This window comes from Aeromicrobium sp. UC242_57, assembly GCF_044452305.1.
Lineage (GTDB): Bacteria > Actinomycetota > Actinomycetes > Propionibacteriales > Nocardioidaceae > Aeromicrobium.
The window spans coordinates 796,980-823,976 of record NZ_JBIOAM010000005.1 but is presented as its reverse complement, the minus strand read 5'-3'; the positions used below and the strand labels follow the sequence as shown (position 1 = coordinate 823,976).

Genomic DNA, 26,997 nt, shown 5'->3' with positions numbered 1-26,997 from the left:
CCACCCCGAGTCACCGGAGAGACCGATCGCCTCGAAGAAGCTTGTGCCAGACCAGCAAGATGCCTGACACGGCGTAGTACAGCGGCGTCATGATGGCGCCGCCGATATCGCCTAGGAAGCCGAACATTCTTCTCCTCTATGTGACTGTGGAACCGGGTCATACCCGCCCGCGCTCCAGGGATGGCATCGCAGAACGCGACGACCAGCAAGCCAGGTGCCCCGCAACGCTCCATGCGTCTCGACGGCCTGCAGTGCGTAGGCCGAACAGGTCGGATGGTAGCGACACACTTGACCGTACAGGGGGCTGATGGCGAATCTGTACGCCTTCAACGCCCAGATCAAGAGTCTTCTCATCGAGAGGCCGCCGTCATGAGTGCGCTGCCGTCACCGAGCGCCAGCGCGACGAAGCGCCTGGTCAAGGTGGGTCGAGAGCGTCTCTGAACCGGCCTCCTTGGAGGGCGGGAGCGCTCGCACGACAACCCGTGAACCAGGCGGCAGGTCGGCCACGCGATCTCTCATCAGGTGGCGCAGCGGCGCTTCACCCGATTACGATCTACAGCCGAACCAACTGCCTTGCTCACGACGAAACCGACGGACGTGTGTCCGCCGGTTCCGGAAACGCTAGATCTGAGAAGGACGTGAGTGACGAGCGTGGGCTGCGCCGCCCTCCGACCACGACGAATCGTGTGGCGGAAGTCCTCCCCGCTGCGCATGCGTTGACTGCGCGCGAGCAAGGGATCAGGCAGACAGCTTGGCGCGACCCTTGCGGCGACGGTCACCGAGGATCGCGCGGCCGGCGCGGGTGCGCATACGGAGGCGGAAGCCGTGCTTCTTGGCACGACGACGGTTGTTCGGCTGGAAAGTGCGCTTGCTCACGATGCTGTCCTTAAATGTGTGCGAATCTCACAACTCGCAGGTCAGAGGGCCGGTCGACGGCCACCGCTCGCCCACGACCAGTGAATTCGTGTCATGGGCACGCGGCGGAAGTCGTTCAGAAACGACTAACCAAAGATACGTGGGCGTCTTGAGCGCGGTCAAACCGACCCTCATACGCCTCAACGATCGCCAGGTCCAGACGACACGCCGCAGAGGCTTCGGACCATGGGGACAATCGCTTGTATGCCGTGGATAACGCTGCTAGCGTCACCGCGGTACCGACTTTTCCACAAGGCTGCCTCAACCCTCGAGTTCGCATTCACATACTGTGGAAAACCATGTGGACGTATCGGGAGACAGTAGATGAGTGAAGGTCAGAACGGCAGCCCGGACGAACAGCTGCGAGGAGATGTGGCAGCGCGCTGTCGACACCCTCTCGCCAGGCGCCAAGGTATGGGTCTACTCGGCCAAGCCACTGACTCTGCACAACAACATCCTGATCGTCGCGGTCCAGGACGACCTGACGCGTGCGCAGCTGGAGTCCCGCGTCCGGCCGGCACTCGAGCACGCCATCAGCACCAGTCTCCAGCAGGAGACCCGCCTGGTCGTGACGATCGAGCCGACGCTCACCGAGTTCACAACAAGTCCACAAGACGACTTGTCGACAAATAGACTTACACCCTTCGTCCAGGAGGACCTCGACGAAGACGACGAGGACGACAGCGACGAGTTCGTCCCCAGCTGGGCAGAGCGGACCACGACGCCCCCGCGCATCGGCAGCGTCGCCGAGGCCAGGCTCAACCCCCGCTACCTGTTCGAGAACTTCGTCATCGGCTCGTCGAACCGGTTCGCCCACGCAGCAGCCGTGGCAGTGGCCGAAGCGCCCGGCAAGGCCTACAACCCTCTTGTCATCCACGGCGAGTCAGGTCTCGGAAAGACACACCTGCTCCACGCGATCGGGCACTACGTGCTCAACCTGTACCCCTCGTCCCGCGTCAGGTACGTCAACAGCGAAGAGTTCACCAACGACGTCATCAACGCGATCCGCGAGAACCGGACTGCCGCGCTCAAGCGCAAGTACCGAGAGATCGACGTCCTGCTCGTCGACGACATCCAGTTCCTCGAGGGCAAGGAATCGACTCAGACCGAGTTCTTCCACACGTTCAACGCCCTGCACAACGAGAACAAGCAGATCGTGATGACGTCGGATCGCCCGCCCAAGAACCTGACGACGCTCGAGGACCGGTTGCGGAACCGGTTCGAGTGGGGACTGACGACCGACGTCCAGCCGCCCGATCTCGAGACCCGCATCGCGATCCTGCGCAAGAAGGCCGCCAACGAGAAGCTCACGGCCCCGGCCGACGTGCTCGAGTTCATCGCCAGCAAGGTGCAGACGAACATCCGCGAGCTCGAGGGTGCCCTCATCCGAGCGACGGCGTTCGCCAACCTCAACGGGACGACGGTCGATCTCCAGCTCGCCCAGATCGTGCTCAAGGACCTGATCGCCGAGGGTGAGGAACCCGATATCACCGTCGGGATGATCATGGCGCAGACCGCCGGCTACTCCGAGTTCTCGATCGACGACCTCTGCAGCACCAACCGCAGCCGTGATCTCGTGCTGGCCCGCCAGATCGCGATGTACCTGTGCCGTGAGCTCACCGAGATGTCGCTGCCGAAGATCGGGCAGGAGTTCGGCAACCGCGATCACACCACCGTGATGCACGCCGATCGAAAGATCCGCAAGCTGATGGCCGAGAAGCACGCGGTCTACAACCAGGTCACTGAGCTCACGGCGCGCATCAAGCAGCAGGCTCGACAACCATGACCTCGACGGGATCGTTCACCATTCACACCTGGGGACGATCCTGTGGGAAACCTCATGAGACCCGTGGACATCAGCCGCCTCAATGTGAACGTGTTGTGAACGCACGGCAAGGATCCACAAGCTTTGTAGTTTCAAGGCGTCGCACCGCACAGGTTGTCCACTGGACGATCTTCGGCCGTTCCAGCACAAAAGCCAGTTATCCACCGAATCCACACAGGCTACGACTACTACTACTCTTCTTAACTTCGAAAACTCCAGCGGAAGTCACTTCGCGGCGTATCTGTGGATGACAAGTTTTGTCATTCACCTGGCTACCTCCCCGCGCACCTTCCGTGGCAGGATTCATCACCACGGACCCCGTCCTCGGAAAGGCACCAACTCGTGAAGTTCCGCATCGAGCGCGACACCCTCGCCGACGCTGTCGCATGGACAGCACGCAGCCTTCCTCACCGACCCAGCGTCCCGGTCCTGGCCGGACTGCTCATCGAGACGGCGGCCGACGGTCTGACCTTGTCCGGATTCGACTACGAGACCTCCACCCGCGCGACCCTGCCGGCCGAGGTCAGCGCTGACGGCCGCGCCCTCGTGTCCGGGCGACTCCTCGCAGAGATCGTCAAGTCGCTCCCCGCCAAGCCGGTCGACATCACTCTCGAGGGCACCAAGGTCCAGGTCGTGTGCGGCAGCGCCAGGTTCAGCCTGCAGACCATGCCGGTCGAGGAGTACCCGATGCTCCCCGAGATGCCCACGGCTTCGGGCACCGTGAAGTCCGAGGACTTCTCCACGGCAGTGGCCCAGGCCAGTGCGGCGGCCGGCCGGGACGAGATGCTCCCGTTGCTCACGGGCGTACGCCTCGAGCTCGAGGGCTCGACCATCTCGCTGATGGCGACCGACCGTTTCCGTGCCAGCCTCCGCGACCTTCAGTGGTACCCCGAGGTCAGCGACCTGTCGGCCAATGCCTTGGTCCCGGCTCGGGTCCTCAACGACACGGCACGATCCTTGACCGGCGGCAGCGATGTCACGATCGCCGTGTCGTCGGGCGAGTCCGGCGACGGACTGATCGGCTTCGAGGGCGTTGTCGGCAACGGCACGCGGCGCACCACGACCCGTCTGCTCGAAGGCGACTTCCCGCGGGTCCGCCAGCTGTTCCAGGCGGCCGCCGAGACGGTTGCCTACGTCGAGACCCAGGCGTTCGTCGACTCGGTCAAGCGCGTGGCGCTCGTCGCCGAGCGCAGACCCCCGTGCGACTGACCTTCGCCGACGGCCGCTGCTGCTCGAAGCAGGCAGCGGCGACGAGGCCCAGGCCTCGGAGTCGATCGAGGCGACCATCAACGGCGCAGACATCTCGATCGGCTTCAACCCCACCTACCTGCTCGAAGGGCTCGCGGTCATGTCGGATCCCGTCGTGCACCTGTCCTTCACGCAACACACCAAGCCAGCAGCCATCTCGGGAGTTCAGGAGATCGGCGCCGATCCGGACGTCGCATTCCGCTATCTGATCATGCCCGTCCGGTTGCAAGGCTGACGACAATGATCGAGGGGAACGGCATGGACATCGGGCTGGTTGGTCTGGGCAAGATGGGCGGCAACATGCGCACGCGCATGCGCAACGGCGGCATCAACGTCGTCGGATACGACCGGAATCCCGAGGTCAGCGACGTAGAGTCGCTTTCTCGACTTGTCGACAAATTGCCTTCTCCCAAGGTCGTGTGGGTCATGGTGCCCGCCGGCGAGATCACGCGATCCACGGTCACCGAGCTGATCGAGCTTGCCGGGCCCGGGAGACGTCATCGTCGACGGCGGCAACTCCCGCTGGACCGATGACGAGAAGCACGCGGCTCTCGCGGCCGACAAGCAGATCGGCTACATCGACTGCGGTGTCAGCGGCGGGGTCTGGGGTCTCGAGAACGGCTATGCCCTGATGGCCGGCGGTTCAGCTGACGACATCGCCAAGGTCCAGCCAGCCTTCGATGCGCTGCGTCCCGAAGGCGAGTCCGGTTTCGTCCACGCCGGACGTGTCGGCGCGGGACACTTCTCCAAGATGGTCCACAACGGCATCGAGTACGCCATGATGCAGGCCTACGCCGAGGGCTACGAGCTTCTCGAGAAGGTCGACATGGTCGACAACGTCACCGCCGTGTTCGACTCGTGGCGCGAGGGCACCGTCGTTCGTTCGTGGTTGCTCGACCTGCTGGTCAAGGCACTCGAAGACGATCCAGGACTCTCCAAGATTCGCGGCTACGCCGAAGACTCGGGCGAAGGACGCTGGACGGTCGAGGCGGCGATCGACAACGCCGTGCCGATGCACACCATCGCAGCATCGCTCTTCGCTCGCTTCACCTCGCGCCAGGACGAGTCGCCGGCGATGCAGGCCGTCGCTGCGATGCGCCAGCAGTTCGGCGGTCACGCCGTCCAGGCTGCGGCCGAGGCGGGGCACGACCCCAAGGACGCCTGACCCTTGAGAGTGTGTCCGGCGTGCACGTAGCACGACTCGTCCTGCACGACTTCCGCTCCTACGCCGAGGTCGAGCTCGGCTTCGAACCCGGCGGCACCGCGTTCATCGGCTCCAACGGCCAGGGCAAGACCAACCTGGTCGAGGCGATCGACTATCTCTCACGGCTCGACTCGCACCGGGTCTCCAGCGATGCGCCGCTGATCCGTGCCGGAGCCGAGCAGGCCATCGTCCGGGCCGAGGTGGTCAAGGGCGATCGAACGGCACTGCTCGAGCTCGAGATCACGCCGGGCCGCGCGAACCGGGCCCGGATCAATCGAGCGGCCCTGCCCCGCACCCGTGATCTGGTCGGAGTGCTTCGCACCGTCATCTTCTCCCCCGAGGACCTCGCCCTGGTCAAGGGTGATCCATCTGACCGGCGCAAGTTCCTCGACTCGCTCCTGGTGCTGCGGACGCCGCGGCTCGCTGGAGTCAAGGCCGACTACGAGCGCGTCCTCAAGCAGCGCAACACCTTGTTGAAGTCGGCACGAGGTCGCCGCAACGTCGAGATCGCAACGCTCGACATCTGGGACGAGAACCTCGCACGAACCGGCGCCGCAGCCGTCGCCGCTCGGCTCGTCCTGCTCGACGACTGGCACCGCATCTCGGGGACGCATATCGCCGAGTCGCCGCGGACTCGGCCGACCACCGACGCGAGGTGACCGCGACCTACAAGGCATCGCTCGACCTCGACCCCCAGCTGCGTGATCAGTCCCAGATCGAGCAGCTGCTGCTGGCCGAGATCGACAGTCGACGCGGCGACGAGATCGACCGCGGCATCAGCCTCGTCGGACCCCACCGCGACGAGGTCGTCCTCACGATCGGCGAGCTTGCCGGCCAAGGGGTACGCGAGCCACGGCGAGTCGTGGTCGTTCGCACTGGCGCTGAAGCTCGCTTCCTTCGAGCTCTTGCGCGACGATGGAGACGACCCGGTGCTGATCCTCGACGACGTCTTCGCCGAGCTCGACCAAGGTCGACGTCAACAGCTCGCCGAGCTGGTGGGCGATGCTGAACAGGTGCTCGTCACAGCAGCTGTCGCCGACGATGTGCCGGCAGCGCTCAAAGGACACCGATTCCATGTGTCAGGAGGGAAGGTCACCCGTGACTGAACCGGACGATGGCCTCGACCTGGCGCGACAGATCGCCAACTCCTACCGTGGCAACGGTCCCCTGCGGCCCGCGAGCTCACGCAGACGAACCCGGCCGGTGCAGCCGGCCCGCGGCAAGAACGAGAACCGTCGACGATCGGCGACCTGCTGGGCCAGGTCGTGCGCAACCAAGGATGGGCCGACAAGCTCGACGACCAACGCATCTTCACCGACTGGGCCAAGATCGTCGGCCCTGAGGTCGCTCAGCATGCGCAGATCGACGGCTTCGAAGACGGAATCGTGCACGTGCGGGCCGACAAGACGGCCTGGGCCAAAGAGCTCACCCTGCTGGCGCCGCGCATCGTGGCCAAGCTGAACCAGGCCCTCGGCGACGGCACTGTGATGCGCATCGAGGTGCGCGGGCCGCAGGCCCCGTCGTGGAAGAGCGGCCCCCGGTCCATCCGCGGTGCGAGAGGTCCGAGGGACACGTACGGATAAACAGCCGTCACTCCCCTGGGGAGATTGCTGCGCAGGCCGTGACGAAGGCCGCCGTGGCCGCCGACACTGCGCCGAGCACCAGCGCCGCGTCGGTGAAACCATCCCAACCCGTCACGGGGCGTACCCCGATCAGCACGAGGAAAGCCAGTGCTGCACCGCACCCGACCAGTGCAGCGAATGCGTTGGACGCCACGGGCAGCGCCGGCCCGGACAAGAAGAAGGCGACCGCTGCGGTCCACACCAGGCTGACGGCGAGAGCCGCCACGACATCGGACGGGCGGTGCCAGCCGGCCACGACCGTCGAGGCGCCCGTCAACGTCGTCACGAGTCCCCCAGCTGCCGCGCGATCAGGGGGCGGGCCAACCGCGGCGCGACGAGCAGCGCCGCTCCTACGGCACTGGCAGCGACGGTGGTGTGACCGCTCGGCAGGCTGTCGAGCGTCCCGAGACCGAGTCGGGACGATCGAGAAATGACTGCTTCAACAGCGGGTCGTCACGTTGGATCCCGCGATCACGATCGCGGCACCGACGGCCAGCGGACCTTGCCCCGCAGCAGCGCGACGGCCGCGCAGCCAGCCACGACAACGATGATCGCCCCGATCGAGATGTAGCCCAGGACGCTCAGCACCGTGAGCTTGGTGTCGCGCCCCGCAACCACGGTGCGCATCGCCGAGTCGTCCCACTGCTGCCCCGACGCCGAGTGGAGGCACACGACCACCAGACCGATCAGGACGGCGAGGCCGCCAAGACCTGCTGCAAGCGCAGCGGGAGCCGTGGTTCGGCGCACAGTCAACGTGGTCATGACATCTACGATGCCGGACCCCTCCACATCCTGGAGGGTCGGTACGGGCGAGGCGACGTCCTGCGGCGCTGGGCGATGTGGGAGCGGGTCGGCCTGACCGGGGATTGACCGATGAGGTCTCATGACGCCAAAGGTGCCGTTCTGTGTCTCTCAGGGGCACCCCTGGGCGGCGACTCGCGGTCGTCCAGGACCTACTTGTCCGTCAGACGCACACAATGGCCCGTATACTGATTAGGTGAGCCAAACTCCAGATCCTGCGGCTTCCGTACGACGCCAGCAATATCCAGGTTCTCGAAGGTTTGGAGGCGGTGCGCAAGCGTCCAGGCATGTACATCGGGTCCACCGGGCGAGCGCGGTCTGCACCACCTCGTCTACGAGGTCGTCGACAACTCGGTCGACGAGGCACTGGCCGGCTACGCCTCCCACATCAAGGTCGTCATGCAGGCCGATGGCGGTATCCGGGTCGAGGACGACGGCCGAGGCATCCCGGTCGACGAGCACCCGACCGAGAAGATGCCGGCGGTGACCTTGGTCCTCACCTCGCTGCACGCGGGAGGCAAGTTCGGCGGCGGCGGCTACAAGGTGTCCGGCGGTCTGCACGGCGTCGGCGTGTCGGTGGTCAACGCTTTGTCGACAAAGCTCTATGTCGAGGTCAAGCGTGATGGCTACCGCTGGACCCAGTCGTTCACGTATGGCGAGCCCGATGCGCCGCTCGAGCGCCACGAGGCGACCGACGAGACCGGCACCACGACGACGTTCTACGCGAGCGCCGACATCTTCGAGACGGTCAACTACAGAGCACGACACGCTCGAGAAGCGCTTCCGCGAGATGGCCTTCCTCAACAAGGGCCTCGAGCCGTCCTGCGTGACGACCGCCCCGACGTCGAGGGCACCGAAGGTCCCAAGGGCGACGATCGCATCCGCGACGCCCGCTTCCGGTTCGACCGTGGCCTGGTCGACTACGTCGACCACATCAACGTCGGCAGCAAGTCACCCATCCACAAGGACGTCATCTCGATCGAGGCCGAGGACGAGTCCAAGGGCCTGTCGCTCGAGATCGCGATGCAGTGGAACGACAGCTTCATCGAGTCGGTCCACTCCTTCGCCAACACGATCAACACCCACGAGGGGGGCACGCACGAAGAAGGTTTCCGTGCAGCGCTGACCACGACGGTCAACAAGTTCGCGACGGCCCAAGGGCTCATCAAGAAGGCGACCGACAACCTGTCGGGCGAAGACATCCGTGAAGGCCTCACGGCCATCATCTCGATCAAGCTCGAAGAACCCCAGTTCGAGGGCAGACCAAGACCAAGCTCGGCAACAGCGAGGCAAAGTCGTTCGTGCAGTCGGTCTTCAACGACGCTCGGTGCCTGGTTCGAGCAGAACCCTGCTGAGGGCAAGACGATCGTCCGCAAGTCGATCGACGCCGCGACCGCCCGCATGGCCGCCCGCAAGGCGCGCGACCTGGCCCGCAACCGCAAGGGTCTGATGGGCGGCGGCGGTCTTCCGGGCAAGCTGGCCGACTGCCAGTCCCGCAATCCCGAAGAGTGCGAGATCTTCATCGTCGAGGGCAACTCGGCCGGTGGATCCGCCAAGGGCGGACGCGATCCGTACGCCCAGGCGATCCTGCCGCTGCGAGGCAAGATCCTCAACGTCGAGAAGGCCCGGATCGACAAGATCCTGCAGAACGCCGAGGTACAGGCGATCATCTCCGCCCTGGGCACCGGCGTCCACGACGACTTCGACATTGCCAAGCTGCGCTATCACAAGATCGTCCTGATGGCCGATGCCGACGTCGACGGCCAGCACATCTCCACGCTGCTGCTGACCCTGTTGTTCCGGTTCATGAAGCCGCTGATCGATGCCGGTCACGTCTACCTCGCGCAGCCGCCGCTCTACAAGATCAAGTGGACCAACGCGCCAGCCGAGCTGGCCTACTCCGACAGCGAGCGCGACGGACTCCTCGCCGCCGGAGCCGAAGCGGGTCGCCGACTGCCCAAGGAAGCACCGGTCCAGCGCTACAAGGGTCTCGGTGAGATGAACGACTCCGAGCTGTCGGGACACCACGATGGATCCGGCCCAGCGCGTCCTGCGTCAGGTCACCCTCGAGGACGGCGCGGTCGCGGACGAGATGTTCACGATCTTGATGGGCGAGGACGTCGAGCAGCGACGCTCCTTCATCCAGCGCAATGCCAAAGACGTTCGCTTCCTCGACATCTAAGGGACACAGACTCACATGACTGAAACGACTCCCCCCGAGTTCGACCGCATCCAGCACGTCGAGCTGCAGGTCGAGATGCAGCGCTCCTACATCGACTACGCCATGAGCGTCATCGTGTCGCGTGCACTGCCCGACGTCCGCGACGGCCTCAAGCCGGTGCACCGCCGCGTCCTCTACGCGATGTACGACGGCGGCTACCGACCCGATCGCGGTTTCTCCAAGTGCTCGCGCATCGTCGGAGACGTGATGGGCCAGTACCACCCGCACGGCGACACCGCGATCTACGACACCTTGGTGCGCCTCGCGCAGCCCTGGGGTCATGCGCGCACCGATGATCTCGGGCCAGGGCAACTTCGGCTCGCCGGGCAACGACGGCGCGGCCGCGATGCGTTACACCGAGTGCAAGCTTGCGCCTATCGCGATGGAGATGGTGCGTGACATCGACAAGAACACCGTCGACTTCCGCCCCAACTACGACGGTCGCTCGCTCGAGCCGACCGTGCTGCCCGCCCGCTTCCCCAACCTGCTGGTCAACGGATCGGCCGGTATCGCGGTCGGCATGGCGACCAACATCCCGCCGCACAACCTGCGTGAGGTCGCCGACGGCGCCCAGTGGTCGTTGGCCAACCCCGAAGCCTCCAAGGAAGAAGCTGCTCGAGGCGCTGATGGAGCGCATCAAGGGCCCTGACTTCCCGACCAACGGCCTGATCGTCGGCACGACCGGCATCGAGAACATGTACCGCACGGGTCGAGGCTCGATCCAGATGCGCGGCATCGTCGACATCGAGGAAGACACCAAGGGCGGCCTCAGCCTGGTCATCAAGGAAGCTCCCCTACCAGGTCAACCCCGACAACCTCGCCGAGAAGATCGCCGACCTTGCGATGTCGGGCCGGGTGCAGGGCATCGCCGACGTCAACGACGAGTCGTCGTCGCGCGTCGGTCGCCGCCTGGTGGTCAAGTCCGTCGTGACGCGGTCGCGCGGGTCGTGCTCAACAACCTCTACAAGCACACCGAGCTGCAGTCGAACTTCAGCGCCAACATGCTCGCGATCGTCGACGACGTTCCGCGCACGTTGACTCTCGACGGCTTCATCAGCAACTGGATCAACCACCAGATCGAGGTCATCCAGCGTCGTACCCAGTACTTGCTCGACGCCGCCGAAGAACGCGCCCACATCCAGCGCGGACTGGTCAAGGCGCTCGATGCGCTTGACGACGTCATCGCCCTGATCCGCCGCAGCCCCACGGCCGACGAGGCGCGCGAAGGACTCAAGTCTCTGCTCGACATCGACGACATCCAGGCCACGGCGATCCTCGACGTGCAGCTGCGCAAGCTGGCTGCCCTCGAACGGCAGCGCATCATCGACCTGCTGGCTCAGCTGGAGCCGAGATCGCCGACTACAAGGACATCCTGGCCAAGCCCGAGCGTCAGCGCACGATCGTCTCCGAAGAGCGCAGAGATTGCCGAGAAGTACGGCGACGACCGACGTTCGCCGATCATCCCGGCCGATGGCGACCTGTCGATGGAAGATCTCATCCCCGATGAGGAAGTCGTCGTCACGATCACCAAGGGCGGCTACGCCAAGCGCACCAAGACCGACCTCTACCGGGTGCAGAACCGCGGCGGCAAGGGCGTTCGTGGTGCGGCGCTGCGCGGAGACGACATGGTCGATCACATGTTCTCGACCACGAGCCATCACTGGATCCTGTTCTTCACGACCGCCGGTCGGGTCTACCGGGCCAAGGCCTATCAGCTGCCCGAGGCCGGCCGCGACGCCAAGGGCGGACACGTCGCCGGGCTGCTGTCGTTCCAGCCCGACGAGCAGATCGCCCAGGTCTTGGCGATCCGCGACTACGAGCAGGCGCCCTACCTGGTGCTGGCCACCAAGAAGGGACTGGTCAAGAAGACCCGCCTGGCCGACTACAACAGCCCGCGTCAGGCCGGCGTCATCGCGATCAACTTCCGTGATGACGACGATGAGCTGATCGGTGCAGAGCCTGGTGACGCCTGAAGACGATCTGCTGCTCATCTCCCGCAAGGCACAGGCGATCCGGTTCCAGGCCGATGACGAGCAGCTGCGTCCCATGGGACGCGCGACGTCGGGTGTCACGGGCATGAAGTTCCGTGACGGTGACTCGATGCTGTCGTTGTCCGTCATCCGCCACTCGGCCGATGCGCTCGAGGACGTCGAGGTGCCGGCCGAGGACCAGCTCTACGTGTTCACGGTCACCGATGGCGGGTACGCCAAGAAGACGCCGGTCGACCAGTACCGTTTGCAGGGCCGTGGTGGACTGGGCATCAAAGCCATGCAGATCACCGAGAACCGGGGTGAGCTGGTGGGCGGGCTCGTCCTTGTCGACAGCGATGACGTCATCTCGGTCACCGCGAGTGGGCAGGTCACCCGCAGCCTCGTCTCCGGGGTCAATCCCACCGGACGTGGCACGATGGGGGTGAGCTTCGTGAAGTTCAAGGGGGACGACCGAGTGGTGACGATTGCGCGCAACACCGAAGTTCTCCAGGACGAGGCCTCCACCGAGGAGACGACGACCGACGAGGCTTCTACCGATGAGGGCGGGGATCAGTGACCGACAAATCCGAAGGCGCAAAGGCTACTCCGGGCTCGGGGGCCGGTGATGCTGCGCCGACGCAGGCGATCCCCCGGATCCCCAAGCCCAAGCCTGAAGACAAGGCTGCTGCCAAACCTGCGGCGCCCAAGACTCCGGTGAAGAAGCCGTCAGCTCCGGCCTCAGAGGCCAAGACCGACAAGGGACGTCCGCGCCAGGTGACGGCACCGTCGAAGGCCGCAGCACCTGCGCCAGAGAAGAAGCGCACCGTCGAGCCGATCGGTGGTCCTCCGGGCCGTCCGATCACGGCGGCCGAGTACGCCCGCACGACCAAGCCGACTGCAGCGACCACTGCTGTGATCCCTGCGGTCAAGGACGTCGGTCCCACGACCCCGCGTCCTGCTGGTCCTGGCTCGAGCAAGCCGGCGAAGGCCGAGCCCTCTGGCAGCGGGCGTCAGGCCAGCCTGCGGCTGACCCATGTGGAGCCGTGGTCGGTGACGCGTCTGACGTTCTCGATCTCGGTCGCGCTGATGATCGTCGCGGTCGTCGCGGCAGCGATCTTCTGGATCGTGCTCAACGTCATCGGTGTGTGGGGCCAGATCAATGACGCGCTGACCTCGGTGCTGAGCGATGACAGCTCGAGCTTCGACGTCAAGGACTACTTCGGCTTCGGCCGGTTCGTCGGACTCACCCTGGTGCTGTCGTCGATCAACGTCGTCCTGATGACGATGTTTGCCACGATTGGAGCCCATATCGTACAACCTCGCGGCCCGCCATGGGCGGCGTGGAGGTCACCTTCTCCGAGGAGAAGTAGCCGGAATCAGCCGGTGACCGACCCGTGCTCAGACCCCGAAACAGGGTGCGGTAAAGTTACCTGCTGTTGCGGGCGTATAGCTCAGCTTGGTTAGAGCGCTTCCCTGATAAGGAAGAGGTCCCAGGTTCAAGTCCTGGTACGCCCACTCAACAAGGAGGTCAGATGAAGAAGATAGTAGCCCTCGGGCTGGCTGTTGCAGGCGTCTTCTGGGTCCTTGGCAAGAAGAAGTCCGAGAAGTCGTCGGACACCTGGGCGGTTGGCACCGACACGGTGTGAACACCCTCCGGGGCCGTGGCGCAATTGGTAGCGCACCTGCTTTGCAAGCAGGGGGTTAGGGGTTCGAGTCCCCTCGGCTCCACACTGAGAAGCTCCCATCCGTGATCGGATGGGAAGCTTTTCGTGTTTCCTGAGCCAACTGCGCCGCAGGGGCTCCGGTGCGGTGACCTAGCGACCTGTCCGGACCCTCGATGGGTCGGCTAGGCACCGCTTCTTCGCGGTCCACTGCCCGTGGGTCTACTTGTGCACATCTGTGTACACACCTGTGGATAAATAACATGCATGTCATTTCTGGAATCACAGGAATTTTCAGGCCGTCTGAGCAGCGTTCGCAGCGGCCAGATACCGTCGTGTTGATCGCCATCACGACTAGGGAGCCGACATGCCGCAGATCGTCCGAGGAGTCATTGCCCGTGCCAAGGGTGAGCCCGTCACGGTGGAGAACATCGTGATCCCTGATCCGGGTCCCGGTGAGGTGGTGGTTGATATCGCAGCGTGCGGTGTGTGCCACACCGACCTGCACTACCGCGAGGGTGGGATCAACGACGAGTTCCCGTTCCTGCTGGGTCATGAGGCCGCTGGTGTGGTCGAGACGGTCGGTGAAGGGGTCACTGATGTGGCGCCCGGTGATTTCGTGGTGCTGAACTGGCGTGCGGTGTGTGGCAACTGCCGCGCGTGTCTGCGGGGACGTCCGTGGTACTGCTTCAACACTCACAACGCGAAGCAGAAGATGACGTTGGAGGACGGTACGGAGCTGTCGCCGGCGTTGGGTATTGGCGCGTTTGCGGACAAGACGTTGGTGGCTGCTGGGCAGTGCACCAAGGTTGATCCGACGGCGTCTCCTGCTGCGGTGGGTCTGCTGGGTTGTGGTGTGATGGCTGGTCTGGGTGCGGCGATCAACACTGGCAACGTGCAGCGCGGTGACTCGGTGGCTGTGATTGGTTGTGGTGGTGTGGGTTCGGCCGCGATCGCCGGGGCACGTCTGGCGAATGCGGCGAAGATCATCGCGATCGACCTGGATGACCGCAAGCTGGAGTGGGCCAAGGGCATGGGTGCTACCCACACGATCAATGCCGGCGCAGCCGTCGCTGATGGGGGCAGTGTCGTGGAGGCGATCCAGGCTCTGACCGACGGACATGGTGCCGATGTCGTGATCGATGCGGTGGGACGTCCTGAGACGTGGAAGCAGGCGTTCTACGGGCGTGACCTGGCTGGCACGGTCGTGCTGGTGGGTGTCCCGACCCCGGAGATGCAGCTCGAGGTGCCGTTGCTGGACGTGTTCGGTCGTGGCGGGTCGTTGAAATCCAGCTGGTACGGCGACTGCTTGCCGTCGCGGGACTTCCCGATGCTGGTCGACCTGTATCAGCAGGGACGTCTTGATCTGGACGCGTTCGTGACCGAGAAGATCGGTATCGACGATGTCGAGGCCGCGTTCACCAAGATGCACCACGGTGAGGTTCTGCGATCGGTGATGAAGCTGTGACCGCCCGGGTACAGAAGGTTGTGACGTCGGGCCAGTTCTGTCTTGATGGCGGGTCGTGGGACGTCGACAACAACGTGTGGCTGGTGGGTGATGATGCCGAGGTGCTGGTGATCGATGCACCTCATGACGCCGCGAAGATCCTGGACGCGATCGACGGGCGCACGGTTGTTGCGGTCGTGCTGACGCACGGGCACAACGATCACATCAACGCCGCTGTCGAGCTCGGCCAGGCGACAGGGGCGCAGGTGTGGTTCCCGCCGGCTGACCGGATGCTGTGGGACGCCGAGCACGACACCGCACCCGACCAGGCAGCTGCACGCCGGTGTCACGTTCGAGGTTGCTGGGACCACGTTGCGCGCGATCCACACGCCGGGTCACTCACCGGGCAGCACGTGCTTGTACGCGCCGGACTTGGGTGTCGTGTTCACCGGTGACACGTTGTTCAACGGTGGCCCCGGTGCCACCGGCCGGTCGTACTCGGACTTTGGCACGATCATCGAATCGATACGTGAACGGCTCCTGCCGTTGCCAGGCGAGACCATCGTCCACACTGGCCACGGCGACGACACCACGATCGGCGCCGAAGCACCCCACCTCGACGAGTGGATCACCCGCGGATCCTGAACCTCGCTGCGCCGACCAATCAGCACTGCAACGATGACGCCAGTCGCAAGGACGCCGATCGCCGCGCCGATTCGTTGCTTGTCGGCCGCAGCGAAGGACGCCTGAGCGCGAGACTTCACGTCGAGCTTGGCGGCTAAGGCGTCGACGGTCTCACCGAGGTGCTCACGTGTCTCGGCGATCTCGGCCTCAAGGTCGTTCGTCATGAGCGTCTCCATCCGTCCAACCCGTTCCGTGGCGTGCGGCGGCAACATCGGCCTTGACGCTGTCGCTGCGTTCGTGGGGTGCGTCGGTGACATGGCTGATGCGGCCCTTGCCGACGACCGCCGCGATTCCGGCAGCGATGAACAGCACCAGGGTCACGATCCCGGCGGCAATCCAGGGAGCCACTCCCTCGGCGATGCCAAGGATCGCCGTGGCGATCAGCGCAGCGAGGCCGTACAGCGCGAGGGTGCCAGCGAGCCCGAACATGCCCACTCCCACGCCGACCTTCTTGCCACTCTCGGCGAGGTCACGCTTCGCCAGCCGGCTGCGTCGCGGATGAGGGTCGAGATGTCCTCAGTCGCCTGCGCCAAGAGCTGGCCGGTCGACGCCTCCTCGGGGCGCGTGGCGCCGCCTGTCACAGCGGCCCACCGCCCGGAGACGTCGGGGGCACCGGCGGAGCGGGTGGAGCGGGCGACGTGCCCGGCGGGGGAACGACGGGGGGCTCGGCGTCAGAGTCTTCATGGTCGTCCGAGCTGAGATCTTCTCGGAGACCTTGGCCTTCACGTCGCTGGCCGTGTGGGCGACCTTCGCTCCCACGGTCGATGCGACGTCGGCGCCGGCGTGCTTGGCCTGCTCCTGCACCCCTTCGACGGTGTCCTGCACCTTGGGGTTGTTCCAGGCCTTGGTTGCCTTGTCCTTGATCTGTTCGTAGCGCTCGCGTCCGGCCCGGGTTCCGAGAACGTATCCGGCGGCTGCGGCGACAAGTACGGTCAGCTTCTTCATGTCGTCCACTCCTTCGTTCGGCGTGCTGCTGAACCGTGGACGTACCCCATCTGCCGGGACTGACACGCCTGTGTCGCCGCTGCCGCCAGGCGAATCAGGCCAGCGCGTGCAGCTTGACCGTGACCGAGCGACCTGTCGTGCGGGCGGTCTCGTGCGACTCGGCGAGCTGAGCGTGTGCGAGATCGCGCAGCTCGGCCATCTGCGGGGTGACGTCTGCGAGAGTCAGCTCGGTCTCGATGACGTCGAGGTCGAGTCCCCAGACGTCTTCGAGGTAGCGGCGCATCCAGCCGGTTGCGTGGTCCCAGCCGGCGCGAGGGGTTCCTTCGCCGTAGCCACCGCCACGTGCGGTGACCAGGAAGGCGGGGCGCCCCTTGATGGTCTCGCTGCCGGGTCCGAAGCGAGGATCGGCTGCGACGGTGTCGACCCAGGTCTTGAAGTGGTGCGAGACGCCGAAGTTGTACATCGGGACGGCGAAGATCAGGACGTCCGCCGACTCGAGCTCGTCGGCGAGCTGGGCTGCGGTACCCAGGGCGGCGATCTGCTCGGGGGTGCGCTGGTCCTCGGGCGTGTAGCCGGCGAAGGCCGCGGTCGCCCACACGCTCGGGTCGACCGGAGCGAACGCGACGTCGCGACGGATGGTCGTGGCAGTGTCGAGCTCGTCGACGATTGCGGACTCGAGCGTGTCAGCGACGCCTCGGGTGACCGAGCCCTCACGGCGGATGCTGGCGTCCAGTCGGAAGATCGTGCTCATGTCATGTGCTCCTGGTGTCGGTGGTGTGCGGTTTGTCTACCGAAGATAGTCTTACACACAGATCATATTGACAACAGACGATCTTGAAATGTGATGATCGTCATGACCCTGGGCGGATAGAGTGGCAACCATGACCGAGACGACCGCAGCGCAGGAGCAGGCCGCAGTCGACTTCGGCCAGGCGCTCAGCACCCTGCTGCGTCGTTATCTGGACGGCGCGCGCGAGGTTGTCGACGACGTGCCGGGTGGTCCTCGTGGCTTCCAGGTCCTGTCGGTGTCGTCCGAAGGGGCTTGCAGCAACCAGGCGACCATCGCCCAGCGCCTGGGCATCGACCGTACGGTGATGACCTACCTGGTCGACGATCTCGAGAAGGCCGGACTGGTCGAGCGGCGTCCTGACCCGGCCGATCGACGGGCCCGCCAAGTCGTGCTGACCCCTCGCGGCGAGAAGATCCTCGCGGAGGCCTCCGACCGGCTCCACGACATCGAGCGCACCGTGCTCGGCGCCCTCAGCGAGGATGAGGCCGCCGTGTTCCGCACGCTGCTCGGTCGTACCGTCGTCGACTCCGCGATCGACCACTCCATCTGCGCGGGCCCAGACGTCACGCCGTGCTGATCGCCCAGCGGATCCCTTTCGTCACGGCGGTGCCGCTGGCCCGCACGGCCGTCGCCTCGGTCACCGGCAGGTAGGGAAGCCGCAGGGGCAGCCGTGCCCACCTGGGCATCAGTCCGACAGCGGCCGCCGACAGCAGCCCGTACGGCGCGCGCATCACGAGTGGCACCGGCGGATGCACCAGGATGAAGCGCGCTGCGCGCCGCGCAGCCGGGGTGCTGGTCAGCTCTGGACGGTACGACGCCAACAGCTCGTCGAGCTCGTCGACGGACTCTGGGACGTCTTGTGCCCCCAGCCCTCGGGCGACGTGCGCGGTCTCGGCCACGTAGGCGTCACGACCGCTGGCGTCCAGGCGGGTGGCGCCATACCGGTCGTGTGCCCGCAAGAAGCTGTCGATCTCGGCGATGTGGACCCACGTCAGCAGATGCGGATCCGACGCGGCGTAGGCACGGCCATCGGGCGCGGTCCCGCTGATGTGCTCGTGCACCGAACGGACGATCGACACGGCCCGATCGGCGTCCTCGATCGTGCCGAACGTCGTCTCGGCCAGGAACGTGCTGGTGCGTTGCAGACGCCCCCACGGATCTCCGCGGAACCCGGAGTGCTGGTCGACGGCGGCCATCGCGAGCGGGTGCAGCGACTGCAGCAGCAGCGCTCGTAGACCGCCGACGAACATCGACGCATCGCCGTGGACCTGGTGGATCGCCGAGCCGGGTGGATACCGGCGTGGTCCCTCGGAGAAGTGGATCCGCTCCCGTCGAGCCGGACCCTCGTCGCCTGCGATGCGGGCGAAGATCGAGTCGCCGACCCGTGCACGTAAGGACTTCACCTATCCAGTCTGCCTCAGGTGATGTTGGTCAGCAGGGCGCCGCGTTCTGCTCTCCTCCTGGCCTGCTCGTCGGGATCAGGCACGGGGACCGCAGCGATGAGCCGCTTGGTGTACTCCTCCTGCGGGTTGCCGAGCACCTGTTCACGCGGTCCGATCTCGACGAGCTTGCCGTGCTGCATGACCGCGACCCGGTTGGCGAGGCTGTCGACCACGGCGAGATCGTGGCTGATGAACAGGCACGCGAACTGCAGCCGCTGCTGCAGCTCGGTGAACAGCTCGAGCACCCGAGCCTGCACCGACACGTCGAGAGCTGAAGTCGGCTCGTCGGCGATCAACAGATCGGGTCCAGTGCCAGGGCACGGGCCAGGCTGACCCGCTGGCGTTGGCCGCCCGAGAGCTCGTGGGGGAAGCGTTCGGCGTACGCGCCGCCCAGCTCGACGCTGTCGAGCAGGCTCTTGACCTTGGCATCGATCTCCGGACCGCTCAGATCGGTCTGGACGTGCAATGGCTCGGCCACGCACTGCCCGATCGACATCCGGGGATTGAGCGACGACGCCGGATCCTGGAACACGAAGCCGAAGCGTGACCGCAGCGGACGCACTGGCGGTCGCTGAGTCCTGAGATGGTGTTGCCCGAGACGTGGATCGTCCCGCTCGTCGGCTGCTGCAGGCCCACCGTCGTGCGACCGATGGTCGACTTGCCCGATCCGGACTCCCCCACCAGACCCAGCACCTCGCCCTTGCGGACCTGCAGCGAGACATGATCGACGGCGCGGAAAGCGGGACGGCCAAAGGCACCGGGGAACTCCACGACGAGATCGTCGACGGACAGCACGACCTCGTTGTCGTCGACGAGCCCCGGACCGTGCTCCTTGCCCAGGTGCGGCACCGCAGTCAGCAGGGCCCGCGTGTACGGATGCGCGGGCGCGCTGAACAGCTGACGAGCCGGAGCCTGCTCGACGATCGTGCCGCGATACATCACCACGACCCGGTCAGCCATGTCGGCGACGACACCCATGTTGTGGGTGATCAGGACGATCGCGGTGCCGAGCCGGTCACGCAACGACAGCAACAGTCTCGAGGATCGCGGCCTGGACGGTCACGTCGAGTGCCGTGGTCGGCTCGTCGGCGATGATCACGTCGGGATCGCACGCGATCGCCATCGCGATGACGACGCGTTGCTTCTGCCCGCCGGAGAGCTGGTGAGGGTAGTAGTTGACCCGCTCGGCCGGATCGGGCATGCCGACCAGGTCGAGCAGCTCGACGGCGCGGGCCCGGGCGGCCTTCTTCGAGATCTTCTGGTGGGCCTGGAGGCCCTCGATGATCTGCCAGCCGACGGTGTAGACGGGGTTGAGCGCAGTCGACGGTTCTTGGAACACCATCGAGACCTGGTCGCCGCGGATGGGACGCAGGTCGTTGGCGCGCATCCCGAGCAGCTCCTGGCTGCCGAGTCGCGCCGAGCCGGTGACCTCGGCCGTCGACGGAAGCAGCCCCAGCACAGCGCGAGAGCTCACCGACTTGCCCGATCCGGACTCGCCGACGACCGCCACGACCTCGCCGGGGGCGACGTCGAGCTGCACGCCGTTGACGGCCTTGACCTGCCCGGCGTCGGTGCGGAAGGTGACTGCCAGGTCGCTGAGCGACAACGCCGCGACCCGCTTCTCCCCCTGAGCCACTTGTTCCCCCGGAGCCCCTTGAGCTCGCGAAAGGGCGTCTCGACAGGATCGACGAGCGGCCCAGCACCAGCCGGCGAATCGGCCTGGTCGACGACTTCGGCGAACTCGTGCTCGATCTCGGCCTGGTCGGCCTCGCTCGTGTCGGCTCCACGCGTCCGCAGCATCGGGTTGAGGATGTCGTTGAGGCTCTCGCCGACCAGCGTCGCGCCCAGCACGATCAGGACGATCGCCAGACCAGGGAAGACCCCCGTCCACCAGATGCCCGAGGAGGCATCGGGCAGAGCCTTGTTCAGGTCGTACCCCCACTCGGCGGCGGCCGAGGGCTCGATGCCGAAGCCGAGGAAGCCCAGGCCCGCCAACGTCAGGATCGCCTCGGACGCGTTCAGGGTGCCGATGACCGGCAGGGACGACGAGACGTTGGAGAAGATGTGCTTGCGCAGGATGCGCGGTGTGCGCACGCCCACGACCTTGGCCGCGTCGACGTACGGCTCGGCCTTGACCGCCAGCGTGGCATTGCGGATGACGCGGTAGTACTGCGGCACGAAGACGACCGTGATCGACAGAGCCGCGGCGAGGATGCCGCCCAGCGCCCCGCTGTCGCCGCCAGAGACCACGATCGACACCACGATCGCGAGCAGGAGGGACGGGAAGGCGTACAGCGCATCCATGATCAGCACCAGGACCCGGTCGAGCCAACCGCCCAGGTAGCCCGAGACCAAGCCGATCGGCACGCCGATGAGCCCCGACAAGACGACGGCCAGGACGATGACCTCCACGGAAGTACGGGCCCCGTAGATGACCCGCGACAGCACGTCCGTGCCACCGACGGTCGTGCCGAACCAGTGATCGGCCGATGGCGGCTGCTGGGTACCGAAGATGACCCCGTTCGCCCGGTCGGCGTTGAAGTCGTACGGCGCGAGCCAGGGCGCGAAGATCGCCACGAAGATGAACAGCCCGACCAGCCCGAAGCCGAGCAGGAGCATGAACCGTTGCAGCCCGTGCGACTGCTTGAAGATCGTTCGCATGTCAGAACCTCACCCTCGGGTCGACGAACGCGATGATGACGTCGATCAGGAAGCTCATGGCTCCCACGATCAGCGCGATGACGGTCACGATGCCCTGGACCGCGAGGAAGTCACGTCGGATCAGGTACTCCGACAGCCGTAGCCCAGACCCTTCCACTCGAAGGTCGTCTCGGTGAGGATCGCGCCGCCGAGCAGCAGAGCGACCTGCATGCCCATGACCGTCACGACCGGGACGAGCGCATTGCGGAAGGCGTGCTTGTTCATGACCCGACGCTCCGAGACCCCCCGGGCCCTCGCGGCGGTCACGTAGTCCATGCGCAGCGTCTGCAGCAGGTTGACCCGGACGAGGCGCAGAAAGACCCCGCCGGTCAACAATCCCAGCGCGATGGCCGGCAGCATCGCATGCTCGAGCACATCGCCGATGAGGGCCGGATCGCCCCACAGCAGAGCATCCACGATCATGATGTTGGTGTGCGGGTTCACGTCCTGCAGCGTCAGCTCGGTCGAGATGCTGGCCCGGCCAGATGACGGCCAGCCGAACGGAGTGAACGCGAGCTTCAACAGGAGTCCGACGAAGAAGACCGGTGCGGCGTAGACCAGGATCGAGAACAGTCGCAGCAGGACGTCCGGCAACCGGTCGCGGTAGCGGGCGGCCAGGCGACCCAGGGGGATGCCGACAGCGAACGCCACGATGAGCGACCAGAAGGCGAGCTCCAACGTGGCGGCGCCGTTGACGAGCAGGATGTCCGAGACCTTGCGGTTGTCGGTCAGGGTCGTGCCGAAGTCGCCCTTGAACAACCCGGGAGATGTACTCCCAGTACTGCGTGAGGATCGGCCGGTCGAGACCGGCTTCGGCCTTGCGCTCGGCGATCTGCTCAGAGGTGAGCCGGCCACCCAGTGCTGCCTGGATCGGGTCGCCGATGACCCGCATCAGGACGAACACCATCGTCACGAGGACCCAGATCATCGGCAGCAGCAAGGCAAGCCGTACGAGCAGGTAGCGGGTGAGCGGGCTCAGCCTGCCCCGGGAGCGGCGTGGCTCTCCTGCGGGCGGTTCGAGTGGGGCGAGGACTTCAGCGGTGGACATGGGTTCCTCTGTTCAGGGCACCTTGAGCTTGTCGAAAGGAGGTGTCCTTTCGACAAGCTCAAGGTGCGGTCAGCGGCCAGACCTACTTGGACAACGACGTGAAGCGGAACTTGAACGACGCGTCCAGCGTCTTGTCGAGTCCGTCGACGCCATCGACACCGATCGCGACCTGCGCGCCGGTCAGCAGCGGCAGGTACGGCACCTCGGCCGCGATCCGGTCCTGGATCTTGCCGAGGGTCGCCTCACGCGAAGCCTTGTCGCCGTCGACGCGCTCGCTGTCGAGCAGCTTGGTCATCTCCGCGTCCTCGTACTCCGTGCCCAGCCGTTGTAGTGCGAGTTGGTGAAGTTGCCGGGCTGCTTGTCGTCGTACGGGCTCATGAACGGCGACAGGTAGTTGTCGGCATCGGGGAAGTCGGGGAACCAGCCGAGCTGGAACACCGGGTACCCGTCGGCGTTGTACTCCTCGGAGTACGTGACCACTCGGTCGACTGCAGGTCGACCTTGAACAGCCCGGACTCCTCGAGCTGACGCTTCACCGCGTTGTACTCCTGGTCGGAGCTGGAACCGTAGTGGTCGGGGTTGTACTGCAGCTTGATCGTGACCGGAGTCTTGACGCCGGCGTCGTCGAGGAACTTCTGGGGCGGCAGCCTTGTCCGGCTTCTCGCCGTAGGCGTCCTTGAAGGCCTCGGTGGCGCCGGCCTGTCCGTCGGGAACCATCGAGTAGGCCGGGGTGTACGTGTCCTTGTAGACCTGCGTCGCGATCTCGGCACGGTCGAGCGAGGACGCCATGGCCTTGCGGATCGCGCTTCTGCTCGAGGTCGTCGCCGGGCATCGTCTTGAGGTTGAACGTGATGTAGCGCAAGCTCGCCGCCGGCACCGGTCACGACGTTGATGCCGTCGGTCTTGTCGAGGTCGGCGATGTCGGTCGGCGTCAACGAGCGGTAAGCGACGTCGATGGCCTTGTTCTTGATGTCGAGCTTGAGGTTCTCCGGCTTGGCGTAGTACTTCATCGTGACCTCGCCGGTCTTGGCCTTGCCGTACGTGCCGTCGTAGTCGGGGTTGGCCTTGAACTCTGCGAGCTGGTTCTTGGAGTACTTGGCGATCGTGTAAGGACCGGAGAAGCCATTGGCCTTGACGGCGGCGTCGTCATCGAGAACCTTGTCCGCCGGATACGTGTCCTCATCGACGATCGGTCCGGCCGACGTCACCAGGATCTGCGGGAACGTCTGGTCGTTCGGGGCGTTGAGCGTGAATGTCACGGTCGAGTCGTCGGTGGCCTCGACGCTCTTCATGGCACCGAGCAGCGACGAAGGACCGTTCGGGTCCTTGATCGTCACGATCCGGTTGAACGAGAAGGCCACGTCAGAGGCAGTCAGCGCATTGCCGTTCGCGAACTTCAGGCCGGGCTTGATCGTGCAGACGTACGTCGTAGGGGTGTCGAAGTCACACTTCTCGGCGGCGTCGGGGGTCAGCTGGTGCTGCCCTCGGGAAAGTTCAACAGGTACTGGTACACCTGGGTCTGGACGTTCAGCGAGCCGTTGTCGTACGAGCCGGCCGGATCGATCGAGACGACCTTGTCGGTCGTGCCGACCACCAGCGCGCCGCCATTCGCGGAGTCGTTGTCCTTGTCCTTGCTCTGACCGCAGGCGCTCAGGGCGAGGACCGCCGTGACGGTCACCGCCACGAACCTGGTCCCCCGACGGAATCTGTTCATCTTGCTCCTCCAACTCGAGCACGCGCACAGGCGCGGCTGTGGCCTTTTTCGGCACGCTACACGCGCAGGAGCGTCCCTGCCGGTCTGGACGATTGCAGTTTGATTACCGCGATTTACGTGCAGGAGGGATGGAAAAACGCTCGAACGAGGCGCGACGAGGCGGGGTCCGCCGCTGCTGGAAGGAGGGAAAGCAAGAGGCCCCGATCACGCAATGCGTGGTCGGGGCCTTGACCTGGTGCGCCGTCAGTTGCGTCCAGTCTGAGCTCGCGGGTTCAAGATCTGGCCGGGAGAGGCTGAATCTAGAACATTCTGTGCGGGGGGAGACCCGCAGTGGAATCGGACAGGGAGTGTCCGTGATCCACGAAGCCGTACCTCATGATCTCCTGTCTGCGCGTCGCTTGGCAGGGACCAAGGTCCCTGACATGATCGCCGAAGGTCGCAAATGCAGGTCATACTGATTGCGAACACCCGCTGAGAGGAGCGGCATGGCAGGCAGCGCCAAGATCGCGGCGGTGCGGCTTCGTAACGTGCTCGACGCGGTGACGACGCTGTCGTCCGACCTGTCGCTCGACGGGCTGCTCGAGCGGATCCTCCGAGAGGCCGGCGGGCTCGTCGACGCCGAGCGCGGCTACTTCGACGTCCTCGATCGGCGGTCCGACCGGCGCATCGGGACGTACGCGGCCTACGGGATAGACGACATCCACGCAGACGGCCCGCCCGGTCGCCAGGTGCTGGTCGACCTGCTCGAGAAGGGCGAGCCGCGCTCGGGACGCGGCAGTGGCGGCGGTCGCAAGGACCGCATGTCCTTCATCGGCGTGCCGATCCGGATCCACGACTTCCTGTTCGGCAACGTCTACCTGTTCGACAAGCGCTCCGGACATGGTTTCAGCCGTGAGGACGAGGAGGACGCCAACGCCCTCGCCTCGGCCGCCGGGGTCGTGATCGAGAACGCCCGGCTCTACGAGGAGGGCGAGCGTCAGCGCATGTGGCTTGAAGCCGCTGCCGAGATCACGACGTCCTTGCTGTCGCCGATCACCCGCGACAGCGCACTGCAGCTCGTCACCGACCGGGCACGGGAGGTGTCGTCGGCCGACTTCGTCGCGCTGTTGATGCCGCAACGTGACCAGATGCTGATCGTCGAAGCAGTGTCGGGCATCCCGGCCGAAGGTGTCCTGGGCGAAGTGATCGACTCGCGGCGGAGCTTGGCCGGCGATGCGGTGCGCACGGGTGAGACCGTCGTCGTGCCCGACACCGACTTCGAGCCCAGGTACGAGCCCAAGAAGACGCCGCAGTGGCCCGATCTGGGCTCGCTCATGGTGCTCCCGCTCAACAGCGGGGACGACGTCGGCGCCTTGATCGTCGGCTGGCTCAAGGGACACCAGACCGATCGCTGGGAGCTGGACCCGGCCGTCCCCCAGCAGTTCGCCGACCAGGCAGCGCTCGTCCTGCAGGTCGTCCGCGCCCAGGCCGATCAGGCGCGGCTCGCGGTCTTCGAAGATCGCGACCGCATCGGTCGTGATCTGCACGACCTGGTGATCCAGCGGCTGTTCGGCATCGGCCTGATGCTCGACAACACGACCAAGCTCATCAGCCGCCGGTGGCAGTCGAACGTCTGTCGGTGGCCATCGACGACATCGACGAGACGATCAAGGACATCCGTCGCACGATCTTCGCGCTCAGCGCCGCGTCGGAGGCGACCGATCTGCGCGCCGAGCTGGAGCAGGTGCTGCAGAACACCGCGAAGCTGCTCGGCTTCAAGCCCGAGCTGCGGCTGACCGGACCGGTCCACACGCTGGTCTCCGACGACGTCCGAGAACATCTCCTGGCGGTGCTGGCCGAGGCGCTGTCGAACATCGTCCGGCACGCCGGCGCCAGCCATGTTGCCGTAGCGGTCGACGTCAGCGACGACATTGCCCTGACCGTGCGAGACGATGGACGTGGCATTGCCGCGGGACGTCCCGGAAATGGCTTGCGCAACATCCGCGAGCGCGCCGTCCTCATGGGCGGCACGAGCGAGGTTGTCAGCGAAGCACCCGGCGGCACCCTGATCAGGTGGCGCGTACCGAGGAGAGAAATATGACGAAGACACCCATCCGGCTCTTCCTGCTCGACGATCACGAGCTCGTGCGGCGTGGACTCAAGGACCTGCTCGAGCAGGAAGAGGACATCGAGGTCGTCGGAGAGTCCAGCCTGGCCAAGGACGCTGCCGCTCGCATCCCGACGATCCGTCCTGACGTCGCAGTGCTCGACGGTCGTCTTCCCGACGGTTCGGGCATCGAGGTGTGCCGCGACGTCCGATCGACCAACCCCGAGATCGCCGTCATCATCCTGACGTCCTACGACGACGATGATGCGCTGTTCGCCGCGATCATGGCCGGCGCTGCCGGCTACGTGCTCAAGCAGGTGCGCGGCACCGACCTGGTCGACGCCGTCCGGCGGGTGGCCAGCGGACAGTCGTTGCTCGATCCGGCCGTGACCCAGCGCGTTCTCAACCGCATTCGCGAAGGTGGCGCCGGCGACGACCCGCTGAGCGCCCTGACCAAGCAAGAACGACGCATCCTGACTCTGATCGGCGAAGGACTGACGAATCGGCAGATCGCCGCCGAGATGTTCCTGGCCGAGAAGACGGTCAAGAACTACGTGACCCAGCTGCTCTCGAAGCTCGGCCTCGAACGTCGGACGCAGGCCGCCGTCCTGGTGACGCGCCAAGCCGCAGGCAAGGCACGCGACCTCTGACTCTGCAGGCCATATCGGTCGGCG

Annotated in this window: 28 protein-coding genes, 2 tRNA genes and 10 pseudogenes; 17 read left to right on the top strand and 23 right to left on the bottom strand. The window is 65.6% G+C overall.

Features of this window, described 5'->3' with window-relative positions; translation table 11 throughout:
* Positions 1–111 precede the first annotated feature (111 nt).
* From yidD to rpmH, 3 genes are all read right to left on the bottom strand, one after another.
* A complete protein-coding gene (gene yidD / locus ACHMWU_RS26685) occupies positions 112–354 on the bottom strand; it encodes a membrane protein insertion efficiency factor YidD (RefSeq protein WP_396048551.1) in 243 nt (80 codons plus the stop codon).
* A 164-nt stretch (positions 355–518) separates the two neighbouring features.
* On the bottom strand, positions 519–713 hold the full coding sequence (gene rnpA, locus ACHMWU_RS26680; RefSeq protein ID WP_396048550.1) for a ribonuclease P protein component: 195 nt from the start codon (positions 711–713) through the stop codon (positions 519–521).
* Between the two features lie 25 nt (positions 714–738).
* Positions 739–876, bottom strand: a complete 138-nt coding sequence (gene rpmH, locus ACHMWU_RS26675) for a 50S ribosomal protein L34 (protein WP_056289702.1) — start codon at positions 874–876, stop codon at positions 739–741.
* Positions 877–1,285: 409 nt separating this feature from the next.
* Between rpmH and dnaA the strand changes: the two genes are divergently transcribed.
* From dnaA to ACHMWU_RS26650, 5 genes and pseudogenes are all read left to right on the top strand, one after another.
* Positions 1,286–2,701, top strand: coding sequence for a chromosomal replication initiator protein DnaA (dnaA, locus tag ACHMWU_RS26670; RefSeq protein WP_396048549.1), 1,416 nt, complete (start codon positions 1,286–1,288; stop codon positions 2,699–2,701).
* A 381-nt stretch (positions 2,702–3,082) separates the two neighbouring features.
* Positions 3,083–4,223 (top strand): annotated as a pseudogene (gene dnaN / locus ACHMWU_RS26665) (DNA polymerase III subunit beta).
* A 23-nt stretch (positions 4,224–4,246) separates the two neighbouring features.
* Positions 4,247–5,153, top strand: a pseudogene (gene gnd / locus ACHMWU_RS26660) (phosphogluconate dehydrogenase (NAD(+)-dependent, decarboxylating)).
* Positions 5,154–5,173: 20 nt separating this feature from the next.
* Positions 5,174–6,298 (top strand): annotated as a pseudogene (gene recF, locus ACHMWU_RS26655) (DNA replication/repair protein RecF).
* Positions 6,299–6,433: 135 nt separating this feature from the next.
* Complete coding sequence (locus tag ACHMWU_RS26650; protein WP_396049241.1) at positions 6,434–6,775, top strand: DUF721 domain-containing protein; 342 nt, start codon at positions 6,434–6,436, stop codon at positions 6,773–6,775.
* A 7-nt stretch (positions 6,776–6,782) separates the two neighbouring features.
* On the opposite strand, the gene ACHMWU_RS26645 is transcribed toward ACHMWU_RS26650, so the two are convergent.
* Both ACHMWU_RS26645 and ACHMWU_RS26640 read right to left on the bottom strand, forming a co-directional pair.
* On the bottom strand, positions 6,783–7,100 hold the full coding sequence (locus ACHMWU_RS26645) for a hypothetical protein (RefSeq protein WP_396048548.1): 318 nt from the start codon (positions 7,098–7,100) through the stop codon (positions 6,783–6,785).
* 185 nt (positions 7,101–7,285) lie between these two features.
* The gene (locus ACHMWU_RS26640) at positions 7,286–7,576 is read right to left on the bottom strand and encodes a hypothetical protein (RefSeq protein WP_396048547.1); all 291 of its coding nucleotides are present in this window, start codon (positions 7,574–7,576) and stop codon (positions 7,286–7,288) included.
* 279 nt (positions 7,577–7,855) lie between these two features.
* Here ACHMWU_RS26640 and ACHMWU_RS26635 point away from each other — a divergent pair.
* From ACHMWU_RS26635 to ACHMWU_RS26600, 8 genes and pseudogenes are all read left to right on the top strand, one after another.
* Positions 7,856–9,571 (top strand): annotated as a pseudogene (locus tag ACHMWU_RS26635) (toprim domain-containing protein); the annotation flags it as partial.
* Between the two features lie 73 nt (positions 9,572–9,644).
* Positions 9,645–9,797 carry a hypothetical protein gene (locus tag ACHMWU_RS26630; RefSeq protein ID WP_396049240.1) on the top strand — a complete coding sequence of 51 codons (153 nt, stop codon included), beginning with the start codon at positions 9,645–9,647 and terminating at the stop codon, positions 9,795–9,797.
* Positions 9,798–9,812: 15 nt separating this feature from the next.
* Positions 9,813–12,383, top strand: a pseudogene (gene gyrA, locus ACHMWU_RS26625) (DNA gyrase subunit A).
* The gene (locus ACHMWU_RS26620; protein WP_396048546.1) at positions 12,380–13,270 is read left to right on the top strand and encodes a DUF3566 domain-containing protein; all 891 of its coding nucleotides are present in this window, start codon (positions 12,380–12,382) and stop codon (positions 13,268–13,270) included. The pseudogene gyrA and the gene ACHMWU_RS26620 overlap by 4 nt, the downstream one beginning before the upstream one ends.
* Positions 13,247–13,321 (top strand) — tRNA-Ile (locus ACHMWU_RS26615). The genes ACHMWU_RS26620 and ACHMWU_RS26615 overlap by 24 nt, the downstream gene beginning before the upstream one ends.
* A gap of 140 nt (positions 13,322–13,461) precedes the next feature.
* A tRNA-Ala gene (locus tag ACHMWU_RS26610) sits at positions 13,462–13,534 on the top strand.
* A gap of 300 nt (positions 13,535–13,834) precedes the next feature.
* Entirely contained in the window at positions 13,835–14,935 is a 1,101-nt protein-coding gene (locus ACHMWU_RS26605; protein WP_396048545.1) for an S-(hydroxymethyl)mycothiol dehydrogenase, read from the top strand.
* Positions 14,932–15,559: pseudogene (locus ACHMWU_RS26600) on the top strand (MBL fold metallo-hydrolase). The gene ACHMWU_RS26605 and the pseudogene ACHMWU_RS26600 overlap by 4 nt, the downstream one beginning before the upstream one ends.
* A 134-nt stretch (positions 15,560–15,693) precedes the next feature.
* Here the strand turns inward: ACHMWU_RS26600 and ACHMWU_RS26595 are convergent.
* From ACHMWU_RS26595 to ACHMWU_RS26580, 4 genes and pseudogenes are all read right to left on the bottom strand, one after another.
* Positions 15,694–15,762: pseudogene (locus ACHMWU_RS26595) on the bottom strand (DUF3618 domain-containing protein); the annotation flags it as partial.
* A complete protein-coding gene (locus tag ACHMWU_RS26590; RefSeq protein ID WP_396049239.1) occupies positions 15,746–16,081 on the bottom strand; it encodes a phage holin family protein in 336 nt (111 codons plus the stop codon). The pseudogene ACHMWU_RS26595 and the gene ACHMWU_RS26590, both read right to left, overlap by 17 nt.
* 33 nt (positions 16,082–16,114) lie before the next feature.
* A complete protein-coding gene (locus tag ACHMWU_RS26585; protein WP_396048544.1) occupies positions 16,115–16,543 on the bottom strand; it encodes a YtxH domain-containing protein in 429 nt (142 codons plus the stop codon).
* A 94-nt stretch (positions 16,544–16,637) separates the two neighbouring features.
* Complete coding sequence (locus ACHMWU_RS26580; protein WP_396048543.1) at positions 16,638–17,294, bottom strand: FMN-dependent NADH-azoreductase; 657 nt, start codon at positions 17,292–17,294, stop codon at positions 16,638–16,640.
* A 130-nt stretch (positions 17,295–17,424) separates the two neighbouring features.
* Here ACHMWU_RS26580 and ACHMWU_RS26575 point away from each other — a divergent pair, with 130 nt between their 5' ends.
* Positions 17,425–17,910, top strand: coding sequence for a MarR family winged helix-turn-helix transcriptional regulator (locus ACHMWU_RS26575; RefSeq protein WP_396048542.1), 486 nt, complete (start codon positions 17,425–17,427; stop codon positions 17,908–17,910).
* Here ACHMWU_RS26575 and ACHMWU_RS26570 read toward each other — a convergent pair.
* The 14 genes and pseudogenes from ACHMWU_RS26570 to ACHMWU_RS26505 form a co-directional block, all read right to left on the bottom strand.
* Positions 17,897–18,736: an oxygenase MpaB family protein gene (locus tag ACHMWU_RS26570; protein ID WP_396048540.1), complete on the bottom strand. Its 840-nt coding sequence runs from the start codon at positions 18,734–18,736 to the stop codon at positions 17,897–17,899. The genes ACHMWU_RS26575 and ACHMWU_RS26570 overlap by 14 nt on opposite strands.
* Before the next feature lie 14 nt (positions 18,737–18,750).
* On the bottom strand, positions 18,751–19,071 hold the full coding sequence (locus ACHMWU_RS26565) for a hypothetical protein (RefSeq protein ID WP_396048539.1): 321 nt from the start codon (positions 19,069–19,071) through the stop codon (positions 18,751–18,753).
* Positions 19,068–19,307, bottom strand: coding sequence for an ATP-binding cassette domain-containing protein (locus tag ACHMWU_RS26560; protein ID WP_396048538.1), 240 nt, complete (start codon positions 19,305–19,307; stop codon positions 19,068–19,070). The genes ACHMWU_RS26565 and ACHMWU_RS26560 overlap by 4 nt, the downstream gene beginning before the upstream one ends.
* Positions 19,220–19,807 (bottom strand): ATP-binding cassette domain-containing protein, encoded by a 588-nt coding sequence (locus ACHMWU_RS26555; RefSeq protein ID WP_396048537.1) that lies wholly within the window; start codon positions 19,805–19,807, stop codon positions 19,220–19,222. Before ACHMWU_RS26555 ends, ACHMWU_RS26560 begins: the two co-directional genes overlap by 88 nt.
* Entirely contained in the window at positions 19,791–20,315 is a 525-nt protein-coding gene (locus ACHMWU_RS26550; RefSeq protein ID WP_396048536.1) for an ABC transporter ATP-binding protein, read from the bottom strand. Before ACHMWU_RS26550 ends, ACHMWU_RS26555 begins: the two co-directional genes overlap by 17 nt.
* Positions 20,246–21,436: an ABC transporter permease gene (locus ACHMWU_RS26545; protein WP_396048535.1), complete on the bottom strand. Its 1,191-nt coding sequence runs from the start codon at positions 21,434–21,436 to the stop codon at positions 20,246–20,248. Before ACHMWU_RS26545 ends, ACHMWU_RS26550 begins: the two co-directional genes overlap by 70 nt.
* A 1-nt stretch (position 21,437) precedes the next feature.
* Positions 21,438–21,593, bottom strand: a complete 156-nt coding sequence (locus ACHMWU_RS26540) for a hypothetical protein (protein ID WP_396049319.1) — start codon at positions 21,591–21,593, stop codon at positions 21,438–21,440.
* Complete coding sequence (locus ACHMWU_RS26535; protein WP_396048534.1) at positions 21,557–22,234, bottom strand: ABC transporter permease; 678 nt, start codon at positions 22,232–22,234, stop codon at positions 21,557–21,559. Before ACHMWU_RS26535 ends, ACHMWU_RS26540 begins: the two co-directional genes overlap by 37 nt.
* A 40-nt stretch (positions 22,235–22,274) precedes the next feature.
* Positions 22,275–22,382: pseudogene (locus tag ACHMWU_RS26530) on the bottom strand (ABC transporter permease); the annotation flags it as partial.
* Positions 22,383–22,605: 223 nt separating this feature from the next.
* Positions 22,606–22,818, bottom strand: coding sequence for a hypothetical protein (locus ACHMWU_RS26525; RefSeq protein WP_396048533.1), 213 nt, complete (start codon positions 22,816–22,818; stop codon positions 22,606–22,608).
* Positions 22,815–22,961 carry a hypothetical protein gene (locus tag ACHMWU_RS26520; protein ID WP_396049318.1) on the bottom strand — a complete coding sequence of 49 codons (147 nt, stop codon included), beginning with the start codon at positions 22,959–22,961 and terminating at the stop codon, positions 22,815–22,817. The genes ACHMWU_RS26525 and ACHMWU_RS26520 overlap by 4 nt, the downstream gene beginning before the upstream one ends.
* 261 nt (positions 22,962–23,222) lie before the next feature.
* A pseudogene (locus tag ACHMWU_RS26515) lies at positions 23,223–23,312 on the bottom strand (hypothetical protein); the annotation flags it as partial.
* A gap of 134 nt (positions 23,313–23,446) precedes the next feature.
* Positions 23,447–23,935, bottom strand: a pseudogene (locus ACHMWU_RS26510) (ABC transporter substrate-binding protein); the annotation flags it as partial.
* 56 nt (positions 23,936–23,991) lie between these two features.
* Positions 23,992–24,237: a hypothetical protein gene (locus ACHMWU_RS26505; RefSeq protein ID WP_396049317.1), complete on the bottom strand. Its 246-nt coding sequence runs from the start codon at positions 24,235–24,237 to the stop codon at positions 23,992–23,994.
* 485 nt (positions 24,238–24,722) lie between these two features.
* Between ACHMWU_RS26505 and ACHMWU_RS26500 the strand changes: the two genes are divergently transcribed.
* From ACHMWU_RS26500 to ACHMWU_RS26490, 3 genes are read left to right on the top strand one after another with little or no spacing between them, the layout of a single operon-like run.
* The gene (locus tag ACHMWU_RS26500; protein WP_396048532.1) at positions 24,723–26,012 is read left to right on the top strand and encodes a GAF domain-containing protein; all 1,290 of its coding nucleotides are present in this window, start codon (positions 24,723–24,725) and stop codon (positions 26,010–26,012) included.
* Positions 25,961–26,317, top strand: a complete 357-nt coding sequence (locus tag ACHMWU_RS26495; RefSeq protein ID WP_396048531.1) for a sensor histidine kinase — start codon at positions 25,961–25,963, stop codon at positions 26,315–26,317. Before ACHMWU_RS26500 ends, ACHMWU_RS26495 begins: the two co-directional genes overlap by 52 nt.
* Complete coding sequence (locus ACHMWU_RS26490) at positions 26,314–26,973, top strand: response regulator (RefSeq protein ID WP_396048530.1); 660 nt, start codon at positions 26,314–26,316, stop codon at positions 26,971–26,973. The genes ACHMWU_RS26495 and ACHMWU_RS26490 overlap by 4 nt, the downstream gene beginning before the upstream one ends.
* Positions 26,974–26,997: the final 24 nt, after the last annotated feature.

What these genes read in the sequence shown, in the direction of transcription:
- yidD (WP_396048551.1), bottom strand. Translation starts at nt 354, where the DNA reads ATGAGAAGACTCTTGATCTGGGCGTTGAAGGCGTACAGATTCGCCATC.
- rnpA (WP_396048550.1), bottom strand. Translation starts at nt 713, where the DNA reads ATGCGCAGCGGGGAGGACTTCCGCCACACGATTCGTCGTGGTCGGAGG.
- dnaA (WP_396048549.1), top strand. Translation starts at nt 1,286, where the DNA reads ATGTGGCAGCGCGCTGTCGACACCCTCTCGCCAGGCGCCAAGGTATGG.
- ACHMWU_RS26640 (WP_396048547.1), bottom strand. Translation starts at nt 7,576, where the DNA reads ATGACCACGTTGACTGTGCGCCGAACCACGGCTCCCGCTGCGCTTGCA.
- ACHMWU_RS26630 (WP_396049240.1), top strand. Translation starts at nt 9,645, where the DNA reads ATGGATCCGGCCCAGCGCGTCCTGCGTCAGGTCACCCTCGAGGACGGC.
- ACHMWU_RS26605 (WP_396048545.1), top strand. Translation starts at nt 13,835, where the DNA reads ATGCCGCAGATCGTCCGAGGAGTCATTGCCCGTGCCAAGGGTGAGCCC.
- ACHMWU_RS26585 (WP_396048544.1), bottom strand. Translation starts at nt 16,543, where the DNA reads ATGAAGAAGCTGACCGTACTTGTCGCCGCAGCCGCCGGATACGTTCTC.
- ACHMWU_RS26580 (WP_396048543.1), bottom strand. Translation starts at nt 17,294, where the DNA reads ATGAGCACGATCTTCCGACTGGACGCCAGCATCCGCCGTGAGGGCTCG.
- ACHMWU_RS26575 (WP_396048542.1), top strand. Translation starts at nt 17,425, where the DNA reads ATGACCGAGACGACCGCAGCGCAGGAGCAGGCCGCAGTCGACTTCGGC.
- ACHMWU_RS26545 (WP_396048535.1), bottom strand. Translation starts at nt 21,436, where the DNA reads ATGCGAACGATCTTCAAGCAGTCGCACGGGCTGCAACGGTTCATGCTC.
- ACHMWU_RS26525 (WP_396048533.1), bottom strand. Translation starts at nt 22,818, where the DNA reads ATGACCAAGCTGCTCGACAGCGAGCGCGTCGACGGCGACAAGGCTTCG.
- ACHMWU_RS26505 (WP_396049317.1), bottom strand. Translation starts at nt 24,237, where the DNA reads ATGAACAGATTCCGTCGGGGGACCAGGTTCGTGGCGGTGACCGTCACG.
- ACHMWU_RS26500 (WP_396048532.1), top strand. Translation starts at nt 24,723, where the DNA reads ATGGCAGGCAGCGCCAAGATCGCGGCGGTGCGGCTTCGTAACGTGCTC.
- ACHMWU_RS26490 (WP_396048530.1), top strand. Translation starts at nt 26,314, where the DNA reads ATGACGAAGACACCCATCCGGCTCTTCCTGCTCGACGATCACGAGCTC.